21 protein-coding genes are annotated in these 20,101 nt (G+C 74.7%); 10 read left to right on the top strand and 11 right to left on the bottom strand.

Annotated features, from left to right (window positions below):
• Positions 1-171: 171 nt before the first annotated feature.
• A complete protein-coding gene (locus D7M15_RS08445; RefSeq protein ID WP_121516926.1) occupies positions 172-2,061 on the top strand; it encodes a glycosyl hydrolase family 28-related protein in 1,890 nt (629 codons plus the stop codon).
• Positions 2,062-2,108: 47 nt separating this feature from the next.
• On the opposite strand, the gene D7M15_RS08440 is transcribed toward D7M15_RS08445, so the two are convergent.
• Positions 2,109-2,858, bottom strand: coding sequence for a TetR family transcriptional regulator (locus tag D7M15_RS08440; RefSeq protein WP_121516925.1), 750 nt, complete (start codon positions 2,856-2,858; stop codon positions 2,109-2,111).
• A gap of 141 nt (positions 2,859-2,999) precedes the next feature.
• Here D7M15_RS08440 and D7M15_RS08435 point away from each other — a divergent pair, with 141 nt between their 5' ends.
• Positions 3,000-3,932 (top strand): zinc-binding dehydrogenase, encoded by a 933-nt coding sequence (locus tag D7M15_RS08435; RefSeq protein ID WP_121516924.1) that lies wholly within the window; start codon positions 3,000-3,002, stop codon positions 3,930-3,932.
• 63 nt (positions 3,933-3,995) lie between these two features.
• Here the strand turns inward: D7M15_RS08435 and D7M15_RS08430 are convergent, their stop codons facing one another.
• The gene (locus tag D7M15_RS08430; RefSeq protein ID WP_206337464.1) at positions 3,996-4,616 is read right to left on the bottom strand and encodes a nucleoside/nucleotide kinase family protein; all 621 of its coding nucleotides are present in this window, start codon (positions 4,614-4,616) and stop codon (positions 3,996-3,998) included.
• A gap of 254 nt (positions 4,617-4,870) precedes the next feature.
• A complete protein-coding gene (locus D7M15_RS08425) occupies positions 4,871-5,287 on the bottom strand; it encodes a helix-turn-helix domain-containing protein (protein WP_240649189.1) in 417 nt (138 codons plus the stop codon).
• An 89-nt stretch (positions 5,288-5,376) separates the two neighbouring features.
• Here D7M15_RS08425 and D7M15_RS08420 point away from each other — a divergent pair, with 89 nt between their 5' ends.
• The 3 genes from D7M15_RS08420 to D7M15_RS08410 all read left to right on the top strand — a co-directional run bounded on the left by D7M15_RS08420 (position 5,377) and on the right by D7M15_RS08410 (position 8,086).
• On the top strand, positions 5,377-6,024 hold the full coding sequence (locus D7M15_RS08420; RefSeq protein ID WP_121516921.1) for an NAD(P)H-binding protein: 648 nt from the start codon (positions 5,377-5,379) through the stop codon (positions 6,022-6,024).
• Between the two features lie 355 nt (positions 6,025-6,379).
• Positions 6,380-7,648: a DUF3500 domain-containing protein gene (locus D7M15_RS08415; protein ID WP_121516920.1), complete on the top strand. Its 1,269-nt coding sequence runs from the start codon at positions 6,380-6,382 to the stop codon at positions 7,646-7,648.
• Positions 7,649-7,714: 66 nt separating this feature from the next.
• The gene (locus tag D7M15_RS08410; RefSeq protein WP_121516919.1) at positions 7,715-8,086 is read left to right on the top strand and encodes a VOC family protein; all 372 of its coding nucleotides are present in this window, start codon (positions 7,715-7,717) and stop codon (positions 8,084-8,086) included.
• 69 nt (positions 8,087-8,155) lie between these two features.
• On the opposite strand, the gene D7M15_RS08405 is transcribed toward D7M15_RS08410, so the two are convergent.
• The 3 genes from D7M15_RS08405 to D7M15_RS08395 all read right to left on the bottom strand — a co-directional run bounded on the left by D7M15_RS08405 (position 8,156) and on the right by D7M15_RS08395 (position 9,913).
• Positions 8,156-8,800, bottom strand: coding sequence for a DUF6461 domain-containing protein (locus tag D7M15_RS08405; protein ID WP_121516918.1), 645 nt, complete (start codon positions 8,798-8,800; stop codon positions 8,156-8,158).
• A gap of 118 nt (positions 8,801-8,918) precedes the next feature.
• The gene (locus D7M15_RS08400; RefSeq protein WP_121516917.1) at positions 8,919-9,242 is read right to left on the bottom strand and encodes a putative quinol monooxygenase; all 324 of its coding nucleotides are present in this window, start codon (positions 9,240-9,242) and stop codon (positions 8,919-8,921) included.
• Between the two features lie 122 nt (positions 9,243-9,364).
• Positions 9,365-9,913 (bottom strand): TetR/AcrR family transcriptional regulator, encoded by a 549-nt coding sequence (locus D7M15_RS08395; protein ID WP_240649603.1) that lies wholly within the window; start codon positions 9,911-9,913, stop codon positions 9,365-9,367.
• A 199-nt stretch (positions 9,914-10,112) separates the two neighbouring features.
• Between D7M15_RS08395 and D7M15_RS08390 the strand changes: the two genes are divergently transcribed.
• Both D7M15_RS08390 and D7M15_RS08385 read left to right on the top strand, forming a co-directional pair.
• Complete coding sequence (locus D7M15_RS08390; RefSeq protein WP_121516915.1) at positions 10,113-11,111, top strand: aldo/keto reductase; 999 nt, start codon at positions 10,113-10,115, stop codon at positions 11,109-11,111.
• 227 nt (positions 11,112-11,338) lie between these two features.
• Entirely contained in the window at positions 11,339-12,205 is an 867-nt protein-coding gene (locus D7M15_RS08385; RefSeq protein WP_121516914.1) for a phosphatidylinositol-specific phospholipase C/glycerophosphodiester phosphodiesterase family protein, read from the top strand.
• 113 nt (positions 12,206-12,318) lie between these two features.
• Here D7M15_RS08385 and D7M15_RS08380 read toward each other — a convergent pair whose 3' ends face one another.
• Both D7M15_RS08380 and D7M15_RS08375 read right to left on the bottom strand, forming a co-directional pair.
• Positions 12,319-12,975: a response regulator transcription factor gene (locus D7M15_RS08380; RefSeq protein WP_121516913.1), complete on the bottom strand. Its 657-nt coding sequence runs from the start codon at positions 12,973-12,975 to the stop codon at positions 12,319-12,321.
• Positions 12,963-14,162: a sensor histidine kinase gene (locus D7M15_RS08375; protein WP_240649601.1), complete on the bottom strand. Its 1,200-nt coding sequence runs from the start codon at positions 14,160-14,162 to the stop codon at positions 12,963-12,965. The genes D7M15_RS08380 and D7M15_RS08375 overlap by 13 nt, the downstream gene beginning before the upstream one ends.
• A gap of 392 nt (positions 14,163-14,554) precedes the next feature.
• Between D7M15_RS08375 and D7M15_RS28715 the strand changes: the two genes are divergently transcribed.
• The 3 genes from D7M15_RS28715 to D7M15_RS08360 are packed head-to-tail and all read left to right on the top strand — an operon-like array spanning position 14,555 to position 18,256.
• On the top strand, positions 14,555-14,824 hold the full coding sequence (locus D7M15_RS28715; protein WP_206337525.1) for a hypothetical protein: 270 nt from the start codon (positions 14,555-14,557) through the stop codon (positions 14,822-14,824).
• Positions 14,821-15,594, top strand: a complete 774-nt coding sequence (locus D7M15_RS08365; protein WP_121516911.1) for an ABC transporter ATP-binding protein — start codon at positions 14,821-14,823, stop codon at positions 15,592-15,594. The genes D7M15_RS28715 and D7M15_RS08365 overlap by 4 nt, the downstream gene beginning before the upstream one ends.
• 4 nt (positions 15,595-15,598) lie before the next feature.
• Positions 15,599-18,256 (top strand): ABC transporter permease, encoded by a 2,658-nt coding sequence (locus D7M15_RS08360; RefSeq protein WP_121516910.1) that lies wholly within the window; start codon positions 15,599-15,601, stop codon positions 18,254-18,256.
• A gap of 46 nt (positions 18,257-18,302) precedes the next feature.
• Here D7M15_RS08360 and D7M15_RS08355 read toward each other — a convergent pair whose 3' ends face one another.
• The 3 genes from D7M15_RS08355 to D7M15_RS08350 form a co-directional block, all read right to left on the bottom strand.
• Entirely contained in the window at positions 18,303-19,058 is a 756-nt protein-coding gene (locus tag D7M15_RS08355; protein WP_121516909.1) for a type 1 glutamine amidotransferase domain-containing protein, read from the bottom strand.
• A gap of 133 nt (positions 19,059-19,191) precedes the next feature.
• Positions 19,192-19,320, bottom strand: a complete 129-nt coding sequence (locus D7M15_RS29370; RefSeq protein WP_276314441.1) for a hypothetical protein — start codon at positions 19,318-19,320, stop codon at positions 19,192-19,194.
• A gap of 40 nt (positions 19,321-19,360) precedes the next feature.
• Positions 19,361-19,963, bottom strand: coding sequence for a TetR/AcrR family transcriptional regulator (locus tag D7M15_RS08350; protein WP_121516908.1), 603 nt, complete (start codon positions 19,961-19,963; stop codon positions 19,361-19,363).
• Positions 19,964-20,101 lie beyond the last annotated feature (138 nt).

Here is a 20,101-nt window from a genome sequence, read left to right as displayed (position 1 = left end):
CCTGCTTGAAAACTCTGACTGCCAGTCCGCAAGAGATTGACTCAGCAGCTCAAATCTCAGCCTTCACCTTGCAACGACGCGGCAGGTGTCATGTTTGTCCCTCTCTGCACCTCCCTGCCGTGACCGGTTCCACCACCCCACCCCCACCACCGGCATGAGGCGAGGACACCCATGAAACGGACGCATCCCAGACGACGACTGCTCACCGGCGCATCCCTCGCCGGTCTCGTCGCCGCCACCCTCGTACCGCTCTCCGCCGCGGCCGAGCCCGCCGCCCACGCGAGCGCCGCGAGCGCCGCCCCCGCCGCGCGGGCCGGTGCGGACCTCCCGTACGTCGAACTGGAGGCGGAGGCCGCCGAGTTCGACGGCACCCTGCTGGAGACCGACGCCAAGCGCACCTTCGGGCACACCAACTTCGCGACGGAGTCGTCCGGGCGGCGGTCCGTACGGCTCGACGGCACCGGCCAGTTCGTGGAGTTCACCTCCACCGCGGCCGCCAACTCGATCGTCGTCCGCAACTCCGTCCCCGACGCTCCGGGCGGCGGGGGAGCGGACACCACCCTCAGCCTGTACGTGAACGACGAGTTCGTGCAGAAGATCGACCTGTCGTCCAAGCACAGCTGGTTGTACGGCAGCAGCGACGACCCCGAGGGGCTGACGAACACCCCGGGCGGCGACGCGCGGCGGCTGTTCGACGAGTCCCACGCGCTGCTGGCGGAGAGCTACCCGGCGGGCAGCACGTTCCGGCTCCAGCGCGACGCCGACGACGACGCCGCGTACCAGATCGTCGACCTCGTCGACCTGGAGCAGGTGGCGCCGCCCGCGGAGAAGCCCGCCGAGTGCACCTCGATCACCGAGTACGGCGCGGTGCCGGACGACGGCGAGGACGACACCGAGGCGCTCCAACAGGCCGTCACCGACGACCAGAACGGCGCCATCGACTGCGTCTGGATACCGCCGGGCCAGTGGCGCCAGGAGCAGAAGATCCTCACCGACGACCCGCAGGACCGCGGCGAGTTCAACCAGGTGGGCATCCGCGACGTCACCGTACGGGGCGCGGGCATGTGGCACTCGCAGCTCTACTCGCTGACCCCGCCGCACGAGGCGGGCGGCATCAACCACCCGCACGAGGGCAACTTCGGCTTCGACATCGACGGCGACACGCAGATCTCCGACCTGGCCATCTTCGGCTCCGGCACCATCCGCGGCGGTGACGGCGGCGCCGAGGGCGGCGTCGGCCTGAACGGGCGCTTCGGCGAGAACACGAAGATCTCCCGCGTGTGGATCGAGCACGCCAACGTCGGCGTGTGGGTCGGCCGCGACCACAGCAACATCCCCGAGCTGTGGGGGCCGGGCGACGGCCTGGAGTTCACCGGCATGCGGGTGCGCAACACGTACGCCGACGGCATCAACTTCACCAACGGCACCCGTAACTCGCGCGTCACCGACTCCTCGTTCCGCACCACCGGGGACGACGCGCTCGCCGTCTGGGCCAACCGCTACGTGAAGGACCCGGCCGTGGACGTCGGCCACGACAACACGTTCAGCGGCAACACGGTCCAGCTGCCCTGGCGCGCCAACGGCATCGCGATCTACGGCGGTTACGGCAACAAGGCCGAGGACAACCTGATCTCCGACACCATGAACTACCCCGGCATCATGCTGGCGACGGACCACGACCCGCTGCCGTTCTCCGGCGAGACGGTGCTGTCGGGCAACGCGCTGTACCGCTGCGGCGGCGCCTTCTGGGGCGAGGCGCAGGAGTTCGGCGCGATCACGCTCTTCGCGGCGGGCCAGGACATCCCCGGCGTCACGGTGAAGGACACCGAGATCCACGACTCGACGTACGACGGCATCCAGTTCAAGTCGGGCGGCGGCGCCGTACCGGACGCGTCGATCAGCGGCGTCACCATCGACAGCTCCAACAACGGCGCGGGCATCCTCGCCCACGGCGGCGCGCGCGGCAGCGCGACGCTCACGGACGTGACGATCACCGACTCCGCGAAGGGCGACGTGGTCGTCGAGCCGGGCTCGCAGTTCCAGATCACGGGCGCCCCGTAACACCGGGCAGCCCCGTGCCGCCGGGCACGCGCGCCGCGGCGTACCGCTCAGCCGGTACGTCGCGGCGTCGCCGTGAGCGCCAGGCCGTCCGCGAGGGCGGCGACGGACTCCCGTACGAGCGCGGCGAGTTGGGCCTCGTCCGGTACGTCCGCCGGGGCCGGTTCCGGGTCGGCGCCCGCCCGCGCGGACCAGGTGGCGAGCGCGTGGCGGTGCGCGGACAGCAGCATCTCCCCGGCGAAACGGGGGCGCGGGTCGTCGGGCCCGTCGAGCACGAGGGCGCCGTGCAGCAGCTCCAGTACGTCGCCCGTGGTGCGCTCGCAGAAGTGCAGCCCGTGCGCGACCATCGACGGGGTCCGCTCCGCCAGCCGGTGGCTGAGCAGGGCCCGCCGCGTCCAGTCCGTGTCGGCGGCGGTGCGGTCCAGCGCGGCCAGCAGCGCGTCCCGCATCAGGTGCAGCAGCGTCTGCGGCCCGTCCGAGCCGGTCGTCCGTACGGCGTCCGCCGCGTCGCCGGTCGCGCGCAGCGCGTCGAGGCGCGCCGCCAACTCCCCCTGGTACGCCCGCCACACGTCGTGCAGCGGGGCCAGCGCCACGTCCTCCTTGCTGGTGAAGTACCGGAAGAAGGTGCGCTTCGACACCTCCACCTCGGCGCACAGCTCGTCCAGTGTGACGCTGCCGAAGCCGCGCCGCGTGAACAGCGTCAGAGCGGTGTCGATCAGCGTCTGCCGCGTCCGCTGCTTCTTGCGCTCGCGGAGCGGCGGCGCGGGGGGCGCGGCGGGGGTACGGGAGGCGGGTGTCACGGGTCGAGTGTAGCGCGGAGGCAAACGCCACTTGCAGGCTTGTGCCACTCAGTGGCATAAATGGGGGGAGGGTGGTCGTGCCACCGACACCGGGCGCGCCCGTTCCCGCACCCGTGCCGTACGCGTCGAAAGGCAACTCCCATGCGCGCCCTGCTCGTCGACCACGCCACCCCCACCGGACTCCGCCTCGGTGAGACCGCCCCGCCCGTACCCGCCCCGCACCAGGCGCTCGTCCGGGTGGCCGCCGTCTCCCTCAACTTCGGCGAGGTCAAACACCTCCTCGCGGAGGCACCCGACGGCACCGTCCCCGGCTGGGACGCGGCGGGCGTCGTCGAACGCGCCGCCGCCGACGGCTCCGGCCCGCCCGCCGGTACGCCCGTCGCCACCTTCGCGGCGGGCGGCGCCTGGGCCGAACTGCGCGCCGTCGACACCGACGTGATCGGCGTCGCCCCCGCCGGGGCCGACCCCGGCGCGCTCAGCACCCTGCCCGTCGCGGGCCTCAGCGCCCTGCGCGCCCTCCGCCGTACGGGGCCGCTGCTCGGCGCCCGCGTGCTGGTCACGGGTGCGACGGGCGGCGTCGGCCGGTACGCGGTGCAGCTCGCCCGGCTCGGCGGCGCGCACGTCCTCGCCTCGACCGGCGACCCGGAGCGGCACGGCGACGGCCTGCGCGCCCTCGGCGCGCACGAGGTGGTCGCGTCACCGGAGGCGGTGGCCGACGGTTCCCTGGACGGCGTGCTGGACCTGGTCGGCGGGCCTCAACTCGTCGCCGCCTTCGGCGCGTTGCGAGGACAGGGCACGCTGGTCGCCGTCGGCCACGCCACCGAGGAGCCCGTGACCCTGCCGATCGCCGCGCTGTTCGGTGACGAGACGCGGCACGGCCGCTCCCTCACCACCTTCTACCTGCCCGGCTGCCCGGACCTCGCGCCCGACCTCGCCTGGCTCGCGGAACGCGTCACCGACGGCACCCTCGACCCGCAGATCACCTGGCGCGGCGGCTGGCGGCGCGCGGACGAGGCGGTCACGGCCCTGCTGGAACGCCGCCTGCACGGCAAAGCCGTCCTCGACCTGGACTGACGCGCGCCCGTCGCCGGTACGGGTACGGGTGCGGGTGCCCGGTGCGCCCGCCGGTCCGTCCGGTCAGCCGGGCCCCGGCGCCAGCCGTACCACCAGGTCGGCGCGGGCGCGCGTGGCGGCGATCACCGCCGCGTTCGCCTGGTCGCTGCCGTGCGCCCAGGCGTGCGCGTCCTCCGGCGACTTGCCGAACTCCACGTGCCGGGCCACGAGTCGCCGCAGCCGCAGCTCCTCGTCCGGCTCCACGTACCAGCTCTCGTCCAGCAGCGGCCGTACGCGTGCCCAGGGCCCTTCGGGCAGCAGCAGGTAGTTGCCCTCGGCGACGACCAGCTCCACCTCCGGGCCGATGACGATCTCGCCCGCGACGGAGTCCTCGACGTCCCGGTGGAAGCGCGGCGCGTACACCGTCTCGCCCGCCGCCCCGTCGCCGTTCCGCAGCCGGTCCAGCAGCGCGGCGAACCCGGCGGCGTCGAACGTGTCGGGTGCCCCCTTGCGGTCCCGGCGGCCGAGCGCGACGAGCACGGAGTCGGCCAGATGGAAGCCGTCCATCGGCAACAGGCAGGCACGCGGCCCTAGTTCGGCGGCGAGCAGCGCGGCGAGCGTGCTCTTCCCGGAGGCGGGCGCCCCGGCGAGACCGAGGAAGGCGCGGCCCGGCCGGTCCCGCAGGGCCCGCGCCCGCGCCAGCAGCGCGTCCGGCCCGGTCTCGACGGGCGGCGACCCGGAGCCGGGCCCGGACGGGGTCGCGGCGGGGGTCCCGCCGTACGGAAGGTGCTGCACCTGCGCTCTCCAGGGTGGTGTCGGGGCCGGTGTCGGGGCTGCCGCTGTTCCGCGTCCGACCGTACGCGGCGAGGTGCGCGCCCGTACGCCCCGGGCTCGTACGCCTCGGGCCGCGCGGGGCGCACGGGCCCGCGACCGCCGGGGGAGCGGCGGGTGTGCGGGCGTTACGCGCCGCGCTCCGTGGGGCCTGGCGCGGGACGGTTCGCGCGGTCGTACGCCTCCTGGGAGGCCGCCACCTCGCCGACGTGGGCGATCGCCCACTGCTGCAACGCGCGCAGCGGCTCGTGCAGGGTGCGGCCCGCCTCGGTGAGCGCGTACTCGACGCGCACCGGGACCTCGGGGTGGACGGTGCGTCGCACGAGCCCGTCCCGTTCCAGGGCGCGGAGGGTCTGGGTGAGCATCTTCTGCGAGACGCCTTCGACGCGCCGGCGCAACTCCGAGAAACGGGCGGTGCCGTCCCAGAGGGCGCCCACGATGAGCACCGTCCACCGGTCGCCGATGCGGTCCAGGATGTGGCGGGTCGGACAGTCCGCGCGGTAGGGGCTGCCACGGAGCACCGGGTCGGCCGGGTTGGTTACCACAAAGTGCCTTCTTTCCGCCGGAGAGCTGCACTCGTACGGTAATCGCAGGTCGTCGCCCGACGCCATCCCTCCCGTAGAAGGGCACTCCCGTGTCTCGCGTTGTCGTCATCGGCGGTACCGGCTATGCCGGTTCGGCCATCGTCGCGGAAGCCGCCGCGCGCGGTCACCAGGTCACCGCGGTGAGCCGCTCGCTGCCCGACGCCCCCGTTCCGAACGTGACCCACGCCCAGGTCGACGCCACCGACGAGGCGGCCCTGTCGGCGCTCCTGGCGGACGCGGACGTGGTCGTGGGCGCGATCGCCCCGCGCGGCTCGACGGCCGGCACCTTCCGCGACGTCTACCGCACCCTCGCGCGGCTGGCCGATGCCGCGGGCATACCCCTGTACGTCGTCGGCGGCTACTCGTCGCTGCGTCCCGCGCCCGGCGCGGACCGCTTCGTCACCGACCTCGGTGGCATCCCCGCGGAGCTGCACGACGAGATCCGTGCCGGGGCGGCGGTCGTCATCGAGGACCTCCCGGCCACGCCCCCAACACTCGACTGGGTCTTCGTGAGCCCGGCACTCCGGTTCGGCGCCCGGATGCCCGCCGAACGCCTCGGCTGCTACCGGCTCGGGGACGAGGTCGCGGTGCGGCCGGACGACGGGGGCAGGATCTCCGCCGCCGACTACGCCCTCGGGTTCGTCGACCTGATGGAGAAGGGCGAGCACCGCAGGGAACAGGTCAACCTCGGCCACTGACACCACCGTTCCAGCGGGGTCGCGCTTCCCGTCCCGCGCGTGCGGCGGGTGACGGGGAGCACGGACCGCCCCGCGCGCACGAGCCCTCCGGGGGCCGGTGGAACCGCCCGCCCCCGCACCCGTACCCCTGCCGGAACGCACGCGCCTCGACACGCCTCGACGCGCCTCGACCCGTCGCGCGGTCTCCGGCCGCGGCCCCCGTACACCGACCGGCGGCGGCCCCGTACGCCTGGACACCGCCCGGTTCGACGCCGGGTGACGCCCCCCGGCACCCCGCACCCCTCACCACAGAACCCCGCCCCGCCGCTGCGGTCCGACCGCGCGGTGCCCGAGCGGGAGAAAGGCATGCTCCGATATGGACGACGACGCACACGAGAAGACGCGGTACCGGGGATTCGGACCCGTCACCGGGCTGCCGATCCACGACGCGCGGGTGGACCTCGACGGCTTTCCGCCGCATCTCCGGGCGGTGGCGCGGGAGTTGTTCCCGCCCGTGCTGGAGAAGGCGAGGGAACCGCTGGTCGGCATCACCACGGACGGGCACGTCGTACCCGATCTGTTCGCCCTCCAGGACACGGACTGGAACCCCGAGCCCGCGACCAGGGCGGCGATCGCCTTCCTCGACCACCTCACCCCCGCGCGGCGCGAGAACGTCCTGTTCGCCGTCGACGCGGACGAATGGCGCATGTGGATCAACGCCTTTCCGACCTGGGACCCGCACGGCCTGTGCCTGGACGACCTCGAACCCGCCCACCGCGAGCGTGCGCTCGCGGTCGTCGAGGCCTCCCTGTCCGCCACGGGATTCTCCGAGGCCCGGACGGCGATGAAACTCAACGCCGCGCTCGGCGAGTTGATCGACCGGTACCGCGACACCCTCACCGAATACCGTTACCACTTCGCGGTGTTCGGTACGCCCTCGGCGACGGAGCCGTGGGGCTGGCAGCTGTGGGGCCACCACCTCGACGTGCACTGCTTCATCGTCGGTCGGCAGCTCGTCCTCACCCCGACCTTCATCGGCGCCGAGCCCACCGAGGCCGACCGCGGGACCCACCAGGGCCTGAGCCTGTTCGACGACCAGCGGGCGGCCGGGCTCGACCTGCGGCGCGGCCTGCGCCCCCACCAGGAACGTCGGGCCGTGCTCCACACCTCGATGCGGGTGCGGGACCTGCCCGCCGAACTCGCCGACCCGGTCAACGGCAGGCACCTCGGTGGTGCCGCCCAGGACAACCGCGTCATCCCCTACGCGGGGCTGCCGGCCGGTGAACTCTCCGGCGGGCAACGGGAGTCGCTGCTCCACCTGGTGCACACCTACGCCCGGCGACTCCCCGACGGCCCCGCCGCCGCCTTCATGGAAGGCGTCGAGCGGCACCTCGACGACACGCACGTCGCCTGGATCGGCGGGAGCGGCGACGACGACGCCTTCTACTACCGCGTCCACAGCCCCGTCGTCCTGATCGAGTACGACTGCCAGCAAGGCGTCTTCCTCGACAACGACGAGCCCCAACCGTTCCACGTCCACACCATCGTGCGCACTCCCAACGGCGGCGACTACGGCCGTGACCTGCTGCGCCGACACCTCGCCCGCCACCACTCACCGCGACGTACGGGAAGCACGGGACGCTGACCACCGCCACCGCCACCCGACCCGGCCGCGGGTGCCGCTCCGTCCGCGTCGGGTGAGAATCGGCGCATGCTGCGCATCGGATCGGTCGTGCTGGGAGTGTCGGACGTGCCACGGGCCACGGCGTTCTGGACGGAGGCACTCGGGTACGTGCCCCGCGAGGCGCCGGACGACGACTGGGTGGTGCTCGTCCCGGCGACGGGCACGGGCGTACAGCTGTCCCTCGGCCTCAGCGGCACCCCCGTACAGGAGCGGCCCCGCGTGCACCTCGACCTGTACGCGGGCGACGCCGCCGCCCAGGCCGCCGAGGTCACGCGCCTGCTCGCCCTGGGCGCCCGGCGCGTCGACTGGGCCGACTACCCCGCCGACGCCGACTTCGTCGTCCTCGCCGACCCGGACGGCAACCGCTTCTGCGTCATCGACACCGGCCGCCCCGACTGACGTACGGGGGCGGGGAGTCGGCGTCGCCGCCCCCGCGCGGCGCCGCTGTGCCGCGTCGTCCCCCGTCCGTCACGCGGGGGCGGGCAGGGGCACGATGCCGCAGGTGAACGGGGTCGTGCGGAGCCACTCGCGGTGGAGGCGCACGCCGGTCAGCCGGGCGGCCAGGGCGAACGCGGCGAGTGCGAAGCTCGCGTACTCCTCCTCGTCCGGGGCCCGCAGCGGCCCGTAGCCGACCTGCCGCATGATCTCCAGCAGCGCGTCGGGACGCGTACCCCCGCGGTCGAACGGGCCCTCGCCCAGCGTCGTACGGATCTCGCCGTCGCGCGCCCAGTGGAAGGGTTCGGGCGCGGCGACGTTCGCGGCGTGGGAGACCACGGTGCGGCCACGGGACAGGGACGCGACGAGGCCCGGTTCCGTACCCGCGAGTCCGTTGTACTCGACCATCACCGTCCACCCGCCGAGCCCTGCCGCGCCCACGAGGTTCGGGTCCCGCTCCGGGGTCCAGGTCCGCGTCGTCAGTTCCCGCAACTGCCGTATGCCGACGACGGGTTGACCGGTACGTACGGGTTCCGCGCCGAGTTCGCGCAGGAGCGCGTCCGGGGTCAGCCCCTCCACGTAGGTGACGCAGTGGCTCTCCAGGAAGTCGTCGTCGCCGCCGAAGACGTCGGCGTAGTCGTCGGCCGTGGCGCCGCCCGTGCTGTCGTCGTCCGTCATGGCGCCATCCTGCCGCCGCCCCGCCCGCCCGTCACCGGCAGGGCGCGCGGCGCGGGCGGGTGCGCGCGGGGGACCGTACGTCGTCGGCCGGGTGACGGTCCCGGGGTCGGTCGGCGGGTCAGTCCTCGACGGCGAGTTCGCCGAGCGGGGACCAATCGTCCTGCGGCACCGACGCGTTGACGACGCGCGGGGTCTCCGCGAGGTACGCGGGGAGGGTGCGCTTCGCCTCGGTGAAGTGGGCCGAGGTGACGTGCGCCTCGGCCGCGTCGTCGCGGAACGCCTCGACGAGCACGTACTCGTTCGGGTCCTCGACGCTGCGGGACCAGTCGAACCACAGGCACCCGGCCTCCGCGCGCGTCGCCCGCGTGAAGTCGCGGGTGATCTCGGGCCAGGCGTCCGCGTGTTCGGGCAGGACGCGGAACTTGGCGGTGATGAAGATCATGGCTCGTGTCTCTCCTCGTACGGCGGCGGAACGGGGCGCTCCCGGCCGGGCGTTCAGCGTACGGCGGGCCGTCGCGGCGGCGGCGAAGGCAGACCGGGGGCGGGGCGGGCAGGTGCGCGGGGCTACGTCCGGGGGCGCAGGGCGTCGACGAGCAGGTCGAGCAACGGGCCCGTGCGCTCGGGGGAGTTGGTGGCCTCCGTCGACAGGAACACCCCGAGCAGCATCGCCGTCACGTCGTCGGCTTCGACGTCCGAGCGCAGTCCGCCCGTACGGGCCCCGGCGGCGAGGATCGTGGCGATGGCGGCGTTGATGCGTTCGCGCGTGGCCGGGGTCGGGAGGCGGCCCGAGGCGATGACGGAGCGGATGGTGTCGGCCATGCCGCGCTTGGCGGCGGCGAACAGCGCGTACCGGTCCATCCAGGCGCGGAGCGCCTCCTCCGGCTCGCACCGGTCGAGGAGGCCGGGCGCGCTGGACGTGAGGTCGTCCAACTCGGCGGCGTAGACGGCCTCGACGAGCGCCTCGCGCTGGGGGAAGTGGCGGTAGAGCGTGCCGATGCCGACGCCCGCCTCGCGCGCGATGTTCTCCAGCGGCACGCCGTCGCCGGACTCCGCGAACCGGGCGCGGGCGACGGCGAGCAGCTTCTCCCGGTTGCGCCGCGCGTGAGCGCGCAGCGGCCGGTCGGCGGGCGTGTCGCCGGACGCGGGTGCGGGCGCGGACGCGGGCGGGTCCACCGGGTCGGTACGGGGGGCGGCGCGCGGCGGCTCCCGTTCGGGACGAGTCAAAGCGGAGGGACCTCCGTTAGTGCTACGGTCGACTTAGCGGAGACACCTCCGCTTCTCCTATCGTCGCATCCCGGAGAGGGATTCCGCCATGCCCGAGAACGGCACCCCGCACGGCCCCACGAGCCCGCACGGCACCCCCGACGCGCAGGCCACACCCGAAGCACGGGACACCCCCGCACCCGGCGCCGCGCGCCCCGGTGGCGCCGGGGCGTTCGCCGGACGCACCGTCTCCCGCATCGGCTACGGCGTCATGCAGCTGGAACGCCTGCACGCCGACCGCCCCGCCGCCCTCGCCGTCCTGCGCCGCGCGCTGGAACTGGGCGTCGACCACCTCGACACCGCGCAGTTCTACGGCGACGGCTTCACCAACGACCTCATCCGCGAGGCCGTACGCCCCGACGACGGCGTGCTCGTCGTGACCAAGGTCGGCGCCACCCCCGACCCGGACGGCCCGCTGCCGCTGCGCCCGGCGCAGCGCCCCGAGCAGCTGCGCGCGGACGTCGAGGCCAATCTGGCCGCGCTCGGTACGGACCGGCTCGCGATCGTGAACCTCCGGCGGCTCGACCTCGGCCCCGGCCTCACGGCCGAGGGGGACCAAGTGGTGGACGTCGAGGACCAGTTGGCGGTACTGACAGAGCTGCGCGACGAGGGGAAGATCGGCGCGATCGGGCTCAGCGCGGTGACCATGGAGGTGCTGCGGCGGGCGCTGCCCGCGGGGATCGTCTGCGTGCAGAACGCGTACAGCATGGTGTCCCGCGACAACGAGGACATGCTGGAGCTGTGCGCGGCCGAGGGCGTCGCGTGGGTGCCGTTCTTCCCGCTCGGCAGCGGCTTCCCCGGCCTGCCGAAGGTCACCGAGGAGCCCGCCGTACGCGCCGTCGCCGCGTCGCTCGGCAGCACCCCCGAACAGGTCGGCCTCGCCTGGCTGCTGCGCCGCGCCCCCAACGTGCTGCTGATTCCCGGCACTTCGCGCGTCGCGCACCTGGAGGCGAACCTCGCCGCGGGCACGCTCGTCCTCGACGACGAGCAGGGCGCGGCGCTCGACGCCGTCGCGTCCCGCCCGATGTCGCAGGCGCGGCTCGGCTGACGTACGGGGGGCTTACGGAGGCGGGCGTACGGGTGGGGGCGTACGCGCGGGGTCCCGTTCGGCGTGCGGATGCCGGATGTCGGGGGTCGGGGGCCGGGGCCGGGGGCCGGTGAAGTGAACATACGGCCGCCTGACGGCCAACTCACCGCCCCACAGGAGTCTTTCCGCCCCACGGTGCGCATACTCACTGAGGCGCGTCCGGCACCCCACACTCCTGGAGGCACGACATGACCCCCCTCCTCACCCGCCGCAGAGCCCTCACCGCCCTCGGTGCCGCCTTCGCGGGCACCGTCGCCCTGCCCGCGCAGGCATGGGCGGCGGACGGTGCGCGACAGGGCCCGCGCCCGCTCGTACGGGCCCACGCGCACAACGACTACGAGCACGCCCGCCCGCTGCTCGACGCGCTCGACCACCGCTTCGGCAGCGTCGAGGCGGACATCCACCTCGTCGGCGGGCAACTCCTGGTCGGCCACGACTCGGGCGACCCGGACAGCACCCTCGAAGCCCTCTACCTCGACCCCCTCGCGGCCCGCGTCGAGGCCAACGGCGGTTCCGTGTACGCGGGTCACGACACCTCCCTCCAGCTGCTCGTCGACCTGAAGACGGAGGGCGCGTCCACGTACCTGGAGCTGGACCGCCGACTGGCCGCCTATCCGCAGCTGTTCACCACGTACCGGGACGGCGAGGTGGTACGCGGCCCGGTGACCGTCGTCGTCTCCGGCGACCGCGCGGCGCGCGGGCCGATGGGGGAGCAGACGGAGCGCCGGGCGTTCTACGACGGGCGCCTCACGGACCTGGGCTCCGCCGCGCCCGCCTCGCTCATCGCGCTGATCAGCGACAACTGGACGCAGCACTTCGGCTGGAACGGTTCCGGCGCCTTCCCCGAGGCCGAGCGCGCGAAGCTGCGCGACATCGTCGCGACGGCCCACGGGCGCGGCCAGACGGTGCGCTTCTGGGCCACGCCCGACACGGCGGGCGCGGCACGCGACGCGCTGTGGGCCGAACTCGTCGCGGCGGACGTGGACTTCCTCAACTCCGACGACCTCGCGGGCCTGGAGGCGTTCCTCGACGCGCACGACCCGGAACGCGGGTAGCCGGACGTACGGATCGGGGCGTACGGGCCGCGGCGTACGGCACCGGCGTGCGCGGACCGCCGCCGCCCCCGTACGCGCGCGCCGGGCCGAAACCCCCGTCCCCGTACGGGAGTTCAGTCGCGGCGCGTGTCGTCCAGGTAGCGGAGCACGGCGGTGACGCGGCGGTCCACGCGATCCGTCGGGGACAGGTCGAGCTTGGCGAAGATCCGGCGGATGTGCTTGTGCACGGCGCCGTCGGTGACGACGAGGCGTTCCGCGATGGTCGAGTTGCCCAGGCCCTCGGCCATCAGCGCCAGCACCTCCCGCTCGCGCGGGCTCAGCCGTTCCAGCGCCGAGTCCGCGCGGGTGCGGGTGAGGAGCTGCGCGACGACCTCCGGGTCGATGGCCGTACCGCCGTCGGCCACGCGGTGCAGCGCGTCGAGGAACTGCTCGACGCGGCCCACGCGTTCCTTCAGCAGGTAGCCGAGCCGCTTCGCGCCCTCGGACAGCAGGTCGGTGGCGAACGCCTGCTCCACGTAGGCCGACAGCACCAGCACCGACAGCCCCGGCAGCCGCCGCCGCGCCTCGACGGCGGCGACGATGCCCTCGTCCGTGTGCGTCGGCGGCATCCGTACGTCCACGATGGCGACGTCCGGACGGTGCTCGTCCACCGCCGCGAGGAAGGTATCCGGGCCGTCCGTGGTGGCCACCACGTCCAGGCCCTCCGCGCGCAGCAGCAGCGCGACGCCCTCCCGCAGCAGGAGGTCGTCCTCCGCGATCACGATCCGCATGGCAGCTCCACCTGGAGTGTCGTCGGCCCACCGGGTGGGCTGGTCAGGGTGAGGCGCCCGTCGTGCGCCTCGACGCGGCGCCGGACCCCCGAGAGGCCGGAGCCGCGCGTGTCGTCGGCACCGCCGTGCCCGTCGTCCTCGACACGCAGCAGGAGGCGTCCGCCCTCCCTGCGTACGGTCACGGCTGCCTGCCGGGCGCCGCTGTGCCGGGACACGTTGGTGAGCGCCTCGGCCACGACGAAGTACGTGGTGGCCTCGACGGACGCGGCGCACCGCCCCGGCACGTCGACCTCGGCGCGGCACGGCACCCCGCAGTTGGCGGCGAGCCCGGTGAGGGCACCGGCCAGGCCGCGGTCGGCGAGCACGGGCGGCAGTATGCCGCGGACGACGGTACGGAGTTCGGCGAGGGCCTGTTCGGCGGCGTCCTGCGCGCGTTCCAGCACGGCGTCGGCGGCGGCCGGGTCGCGGGCGACGGCGCGGCGGGCGGCGCCGAGGAGGACGGAGACGGCGACGAGGCGGTTCTGCGTACCGTCGTGCAGGGAGCGTTCGATGCGGCGCAGTTCGACGGCGTGCGCGTCGAGGGCGGCGGCGCGGGTCGCGGTGAGTTCCGCGACGCGCAGCGTCAGGTCGGTGTCGTGGGACGCGGCCAGCAGCCGCCGTCCGGGCCACGCCTGCAACCGGGCCAGTCCCGGCCCGAAGCCGACGAACACGGCGATCCAGCCGAGGCCGGTGAGGACCACGGACAGCACGCCCCACCAGTCGTGCACGGCCCAGAACTCCGGCGCGTAGCCGGCGTCGCCGGACGGGATCAGCCGCCAGTACAGCGGGAACGTCACGTCCCGCACGGCCGAGAACGGCAACGTCACACCGACCAGCCCGATGGCGAGGCCGAGCGTGGAGTGCGCGGCCAGCCAGCCCACCTGGCGGCGTACGGCCGGGTCGGTGAGCACGGCGCGGGTGCCGGACGGCGGCCGGGCCGGGCCGATGACGTCCGGGCCCCAGCGGGACAGCCGGGCGCGTTCGCGGTCGGCCACGGCGTGCACCCCGCGCGCGGTGAGGGGCACCAGCAGCAGGCCGACGCCGACCAGGCAGGTCAGCGCCACGGCGGCCACCCAGAGCAGCCCGACGAGCGCGAGGATGGCGGTGCCGAGGCCGCCGACGAGGTGTTCGAGCGCGTCGAGGCACATGCGGCCCCGGGTCCGTACGTCCCGGCCGAGGGCGTGCCGCAGGCCACCGGACGGGCGCGGCGCCCCGGCGCCGGGCCCCGACCGCGCGTCGGCACCCGGGTCGGAACCCGCGTCCGCCCCCGTCCCGGCATCGGTACGCATCGCCACTCCCGTTCCCGCTCCGCCGGGGGCGGAGGTGCCCTGCCGGGAACGGTGACGATAGGGCACCCGCGCGCCGCGTGTCAGGCCGCGGGCGAAGGAGTACAGCCTGCTGTACCTCCGCTGACCGGCCCACGGGATCGTACGGGCAGGGGTCCCGCTCCTAGCGTTTCCACCGTCGAAAGCCGCCGCAGGACGGCCCCCCGGAACCGCCGGTGGGCACACCGCCGGGCGGCCCCGGAGAAGGAGACGCCGTGCCGGACCCCTACCGCCTCACCGACGTGCCCGACCCCCGTGTGCCCGCGCCGGTTCACGCCGCCCCGGGCCCCGACCCCGCACCCGTACCTTCCGAGCGGGCCTGGCTGCGCCCCGTGCTGTGGACGGTGCTGGTGGTGTGCGCGGCGGCGAACGCCGTCTTCTCCGGTACGGGCGCCAGCGTCGCCGCCGGGATCGGCTTCGGGCTGCTCACGCTGGCCTGCGCGACCGCGCTCGTCGTCCACCACTACCGCGGGCGGCGGCGATGAGGACCGCGCCCGCAGGACCGTACGCCGCGCCCGACCCGTACGCGGCGCGGGAGACGCCCGCCGTGGCCCTGGACCGCGTCACCAAGACGTACGCGGGCGGCGTGACCGCCCTGCACGAGGTGTCCCTCGCGGTGCGCCCCGGCACGTTCCTCGCCGTGATGGGGCCCTCCGGGTCCGGCAAGAGCACCCTGATGCACTGCGCGGCCGGGCTGGACGCGCCGACGTCGGGCGGCGTGCGGATCGACGGTACGGAGATCAGCGGCCTCGACGAGACGCGCCGCACCGAACTCCGGCGGGACCGCGTGGGGTTCGTGTTCCAGTCGTACAACCTCGTGCCGTCGCTGAGTGTCGCGGACAACATCACGCTGCCGCTGCGGCTGGCCGGGAAGGCGCCGGACCGCGCGTGGCTGCGCATGCTCGTCGAACGCGTCGGCCTAGACGGCCGGTTGGCGCACCGCCCGGCCGAGCTGTCCGGCGGCCAGCAGCAACGGGCCGCCATCGCCCGCGCGTTGGTGTCCCGCCCGGCGGTCGTCTTCGCGGACGAGCCGACGGGCGCGCTGGACCTGCGTACGGCGCGCGAGGTGCTGGGCCTCCTCGGGGACCTGGTCGCGAACCTCGGCCAGACGGTGGTCATGGTCACCCACGACCCGGCCGCCGCCGCGCGCGCCGACCGGGCGCTGGTCATGGCCGACGGGCGGGTCGTCGACACAGTGGACGCGCCGACGGCGGCGGAGCTGGCGCACCGCATCACCACGCTGGAAACGGAGTAGGACGATGCTGTATCTGGCCCTGCGTACGGCTCGGCACCGGATCGCCGCGCTCGTCGCCGTCGCCTGCGCGACGCTCGGCGGCGCCGCAGTCCTCACCTCCGTCGGCGTGCTCGCCGAGTCCGGGCTGTCGTCGCACGCGCCGGTGGACCGGCTGGCGCGCGCCGACGTGGTCGTCTCGGCCCCGCAGTCGTACCGCCCGAACACCGGCGAACCGCCGCTCGCGCTGCCCGAACGGGCGCGCGTGCCGGGCGGGTTGGCCGAACGGCTGGCGCGGCTGCCCGGCGTCGAGACGGCCGTCGGGGACGTGAGCTTCCCCGCCGCCGTGCTCGACGCGCGTGGCCGCCCCGTGACCGCCGCCGACCCGGAGGGCGCCGGGCACGGCTGGTCGTCGACCGGCCTGCTGGACGGCGCGGGTACGGGTTCGGGTGCCGGTACGGGCTCGTCCGACGCGGCGACCGGCGCGACCGGTGCGCGGCTCGCGGGCGCGGCGCCCTCCGGGCCCGGCGAGGTCGCCGTGGACGGGGCCACGGCGGAGGCGGCGGGCGTACGCCCCGGGGACCGGCTGACGGTGGTCGCGGCCGGGCAGCGCGGCACGTACCGGGTGTCGGGCGTCGTCACGGCCGACGGCGGCGGCGTGTGGTTCGCGGACCCGGTGGCCCGCCGACTCGCGGGCGGCGAGGGGGCGTTGGGCGACAAGGCCCCGGCCGGGGCGCGCGCCGCCGCCGACCGCGCGGACGAGGCCGACCGCGCGGCCGACCGCGCGGACGCCGTCGACCTGGTGGCGCTCCGTACCGAGCCGGACGCCCGCGACTCCGTCGCCAAACAGGCCCGCCGACTCGTCCGCGGTGACGGCTACACCGTGTCGACCGGCCCCGGCCGCGGCGACGTGGAGTCCCCCGACGCGCTGGCCGCCCGCAACGTCCTTCCCTTGCTGGCGAGTTCACTCGCGGGCGTCACCGTGCTGGTCGTCGGCTTCATCGTCGCGGGCGCGCTCGCCCTGTCGGTCGCCGCCCAGCGCCGCGACCTCGCCCTGATGCGCGCGGTGGGCGCCGTACCCCGGCAGGTCCGCCGTCTCGCCGCCGCGCAGGCCGCGCTCGTCACCGCCGTCACGCTGGTGCCCGGCATCCTCCTCGGCTACCCGCTGGCGGGCCGCTTCCGTCAACTCCTCGTCCACGTCGGCATGTTGCCCGACGCGCTGCCGCTCACCCACGGCCCGCTGCCCGCCCTCGCCGCCGCGCTGCTGCTGTCCGCCGTCGTGTGGGCGGCGGCCTGGGCCTCGTCGTGGCGTACGTCGAGGATGCCCGCCACGGAGGCCGTCGCCGAGTCCCGCAGCGAACCCCGTACGCCCTCCAGGGGCCGCGCCTTCGCGGGCTTCCTGCTGATCGTCGCCGCGACCGTGCTGTCCGCCGCGCCGCTCCTGGCGCGTACGGAGATCGGCGCCGCGTCCACCGCCATGTCCGGCATCGTCGCCGTGATCGGCCTCGCGCTGGCGGGCCCGGAACTGGTCCGCGGCCTGACCGGGGCGCTGGCCCGCCGCCTGCCGTCGCGCGTCTCCGCCCCCGCGTGGCTGGCGGTCGCGAACAGCCACGGCTACGCGCTGCGCGTCGCGGGCGCCGTCACCACCCTCGCCATGGCCGTGGTGTTCACCCTCACCTACGCCTTCACGCAGACCACCGTCCTCGCCGCCTCCGACGCGGACGTCGAGGCCGCCGGGCGCGCGCAGTTCACCGTCACCGCCCCCGCCCTCGGCGGCCTGCCGGACGACCTCGCGGACGCCGTACGGGACACCCCCGGCGTACGGGCCGCCGAACCCGTCAGCTCCACGACCGCACTGTGGACGTACGACTTCGCGGGCAGCGAGGAGACCGGCAGCGGCTCGGCCCTCGTCCTGACGCCGGGGGCACCCGAGGTGCTGGACCCCGACGTGCGGTCGGGGGACCTGGCCGACCTGTCGGGGGCGACCGTCGCCCTGGACCGGGAGACGGCCGGGCAGTTGAAGGCGTCCGTCGGCGACGAGGTGTCCGTACGGCTGGGGGACGGCGCGCGCGTACGGGCCCGGCTGGTCGCCACGTACGCCCGCGGCCTCGGCCTCGGACCCGTCGCCCTCTCCCGTGACCTGGCGGCGGGCCACACCACGACCGGCCTCGACCAGGAGCTGCTGGTCCGCACCGACGGTTCGGACGCCGCCCGTACGGCGCTCGCCGCGTTCGCCGACGAGCGGCCCGAACTGGCCCTGGACGACGGCTGGAACGCGTCCGGCGGCACCCCGCCCGAGCTGTGGATCAACGTCGCCGTACTGGCCGTCCTCCTCGGCTACCTCCTCCTCGGCATCGCCAACAAGCTCGTCGCCACGACGGCCGCGCGCCGCCACGAGTTCGCCACGCTCCAACTGATCGGCGCCACCCCGGCGCAGGTCAGGGCCATGATGCGGCGGGAGGCCGCGCTCGTCTGCGGCTACGCGCTCAGCACCGGCCTGCTGCTGTCCGCCGTACCCCTCGCCCTCCTCGGCGTCGGCTTCCTCGACCGGCCGCTGCCGTCGGGCCCGGTGTGGCTGCTGCCCGCGGTCGCGGTGACGGTGGCGGGCATCGCGTACGCCACGACGGCGCTGCCCACGCGCCGCGCCCTGCGCACGCCCCCGGCCCAGGCCCTGACGCGGGGGTGACCGTCGGGGGCGCGTGTCGGGGGCGCGCGGGGTCAGGCGCTGCGGGTCAGGCGCGCGGGGCGCGTTCCAGCAGGGCCAGGAAGCGTTCGGCGAACAGGTACGCGTCGCCGGGCCAGCGGGCGGAGAGGTAGGTGCCGTCCTCGACCACGTACGCCGGACTGTGGTCGGTGGCGGTGCCCCGCCGCGACACGGTGCGCGGGCCGCGCCGGAAGTCGGCGGGCGAGGCGAGGGCGGCGGTGATCTCGTCCTCCACGTACACGGGGTACGTACGGTAGTAACGGCCGAGGCGCCACGCGGTCAACAGGTGGGCGGAGCGCTCCAGATACCGCGGCAGGCACGTCGTGCGGCGCCCGTGCAGCAGGCTGCGGCCGGTCTCCGGGTCCTGCGCGCGGGCCAGCACCAGCGGGCCGTGGCAGATGGCCGCGACGGGCCGTGCCAACCGCCAGAACGCCGCCGCCTTCCGCTGGAGCACCTCCGACCCCAAGTACTGCCGCATCCGCGGCGCGTGCCCACCGGCCAGCAGCAGCCCGTCGTACTCCTCCGGCACCACGTCCGCCCAGGCCACCGCCCCACGGAAACCCGGGTCGGCCACCAGCCGCCGGTAGAACTCCCGGGGCTCCGGCTCCGCCCCCAGCTTCCCGAACAGGACCCCGTCCAGCAGCTTCGGATCGGCGGCGGGAACGGTCCCGCGCCGCTCCGTCGCCACGACCACCTCGTGGCCCGCCTCGGTCAGCATCTTCCACGGGACGGCCACCTCGGTGACGTCGAAGTCGTGGTCGGGCAGGGGCATGAGTATCCGCATGACCACATCGTGCGCGGCCCACCCGCGCCGATCAACCCACGACGACCCGGTGACGCGCCGCCGTCGGCGCACGCCGTACGGGAGGTCCCGGTCGGCCGGCGGCCGGTGGGGCCTCCCGCACCGGCGCGGTCGATCAGGGCTCCATGCCGACCAGCTTCGCGCTGCGCTCCCAGAGGGCCTCGCAGCGTTCGGGCGACAGTGTGTGGCTCGGGGTGGAGACCGCCTCGCGTGCCACGAAGAACCGTCCGGTCACTCCGTCCAAGCCGGGATCGGTGGCCACCCACACGGGGGTGTCCGCCCCCTCAGGGCTGGGTCAGGGCGCGGGTGATGGCGCGGCGGGCGCGGGGGGCGGCCGTGTGGTCGTGCTGGAGTTGCATGGCCGCGTTGAGGGCGAGTCCGGCGGCGAGGATCTCGAACAGAGCCTGGTCGACGTCGAATTCGTCGGGCAGTTCGCCGTTGTCGACGGCTGCCGTGAGGTCCGCGCGGAGCTGGCCCCGCCAGCGTGACCACACTTCCGCGACCGCGTCGCGTACGCGGCCGGGGCGGCTGTCGTACTCGCTGAGTGCCGCCGTCATCAGGCAGCCGCCGGGCAGGAGCGGCGTCTCCAGGTAGTCGACGGAGCGGTCGCTGACGGCGCGCAACCGCCGCAGGCCCGGGGGTTCGGCGAGGGCGGGTTCGACGACGCGGTGCCAGAAGTCGACGAACGCCTTGTCCAGCGTGGAGATCTGCAACGTCTCCTTGGTGCCGAAGTGCTTGTGCACCCCGGACTTGCTCATCTCCAGTTCCTCCGCGAGTCGGCCGATGGTGATGCCGTCGAGCCCCTCCTCGGAGGCGATCTCGGCGGCGCGGTCGAGGATGCGCCCCCGGGTGGCCTGTGCTTCGGCCGCTGAGCGTCGTGGTGACATGGGGCGAGGATAGCGTACGGACGTACGCTATTGCTTAACGAACGGTCGTACGCTAATTTCGCCGCAGTCGGTCCCCGTCGCCGCCACCAGGACGCGTGGCGGCGGGGCCGGGACGAGGCGGAACGGAATGAGGGAGTA

It is taken from the genome of Streptomyces sp. Z26, from assembly GCF_003665095.1.
GTDB classification, from domain to species: domain Bacteria; phylum Actinomycetota; class Actinomycetes; order Streptomycetales; family Streptomycetaceae; genus Streptomyces; species Streptomyces phytohabitans.
This window is presented reverse-complemented; position numbering and strand designations above follow the sequence as displayed.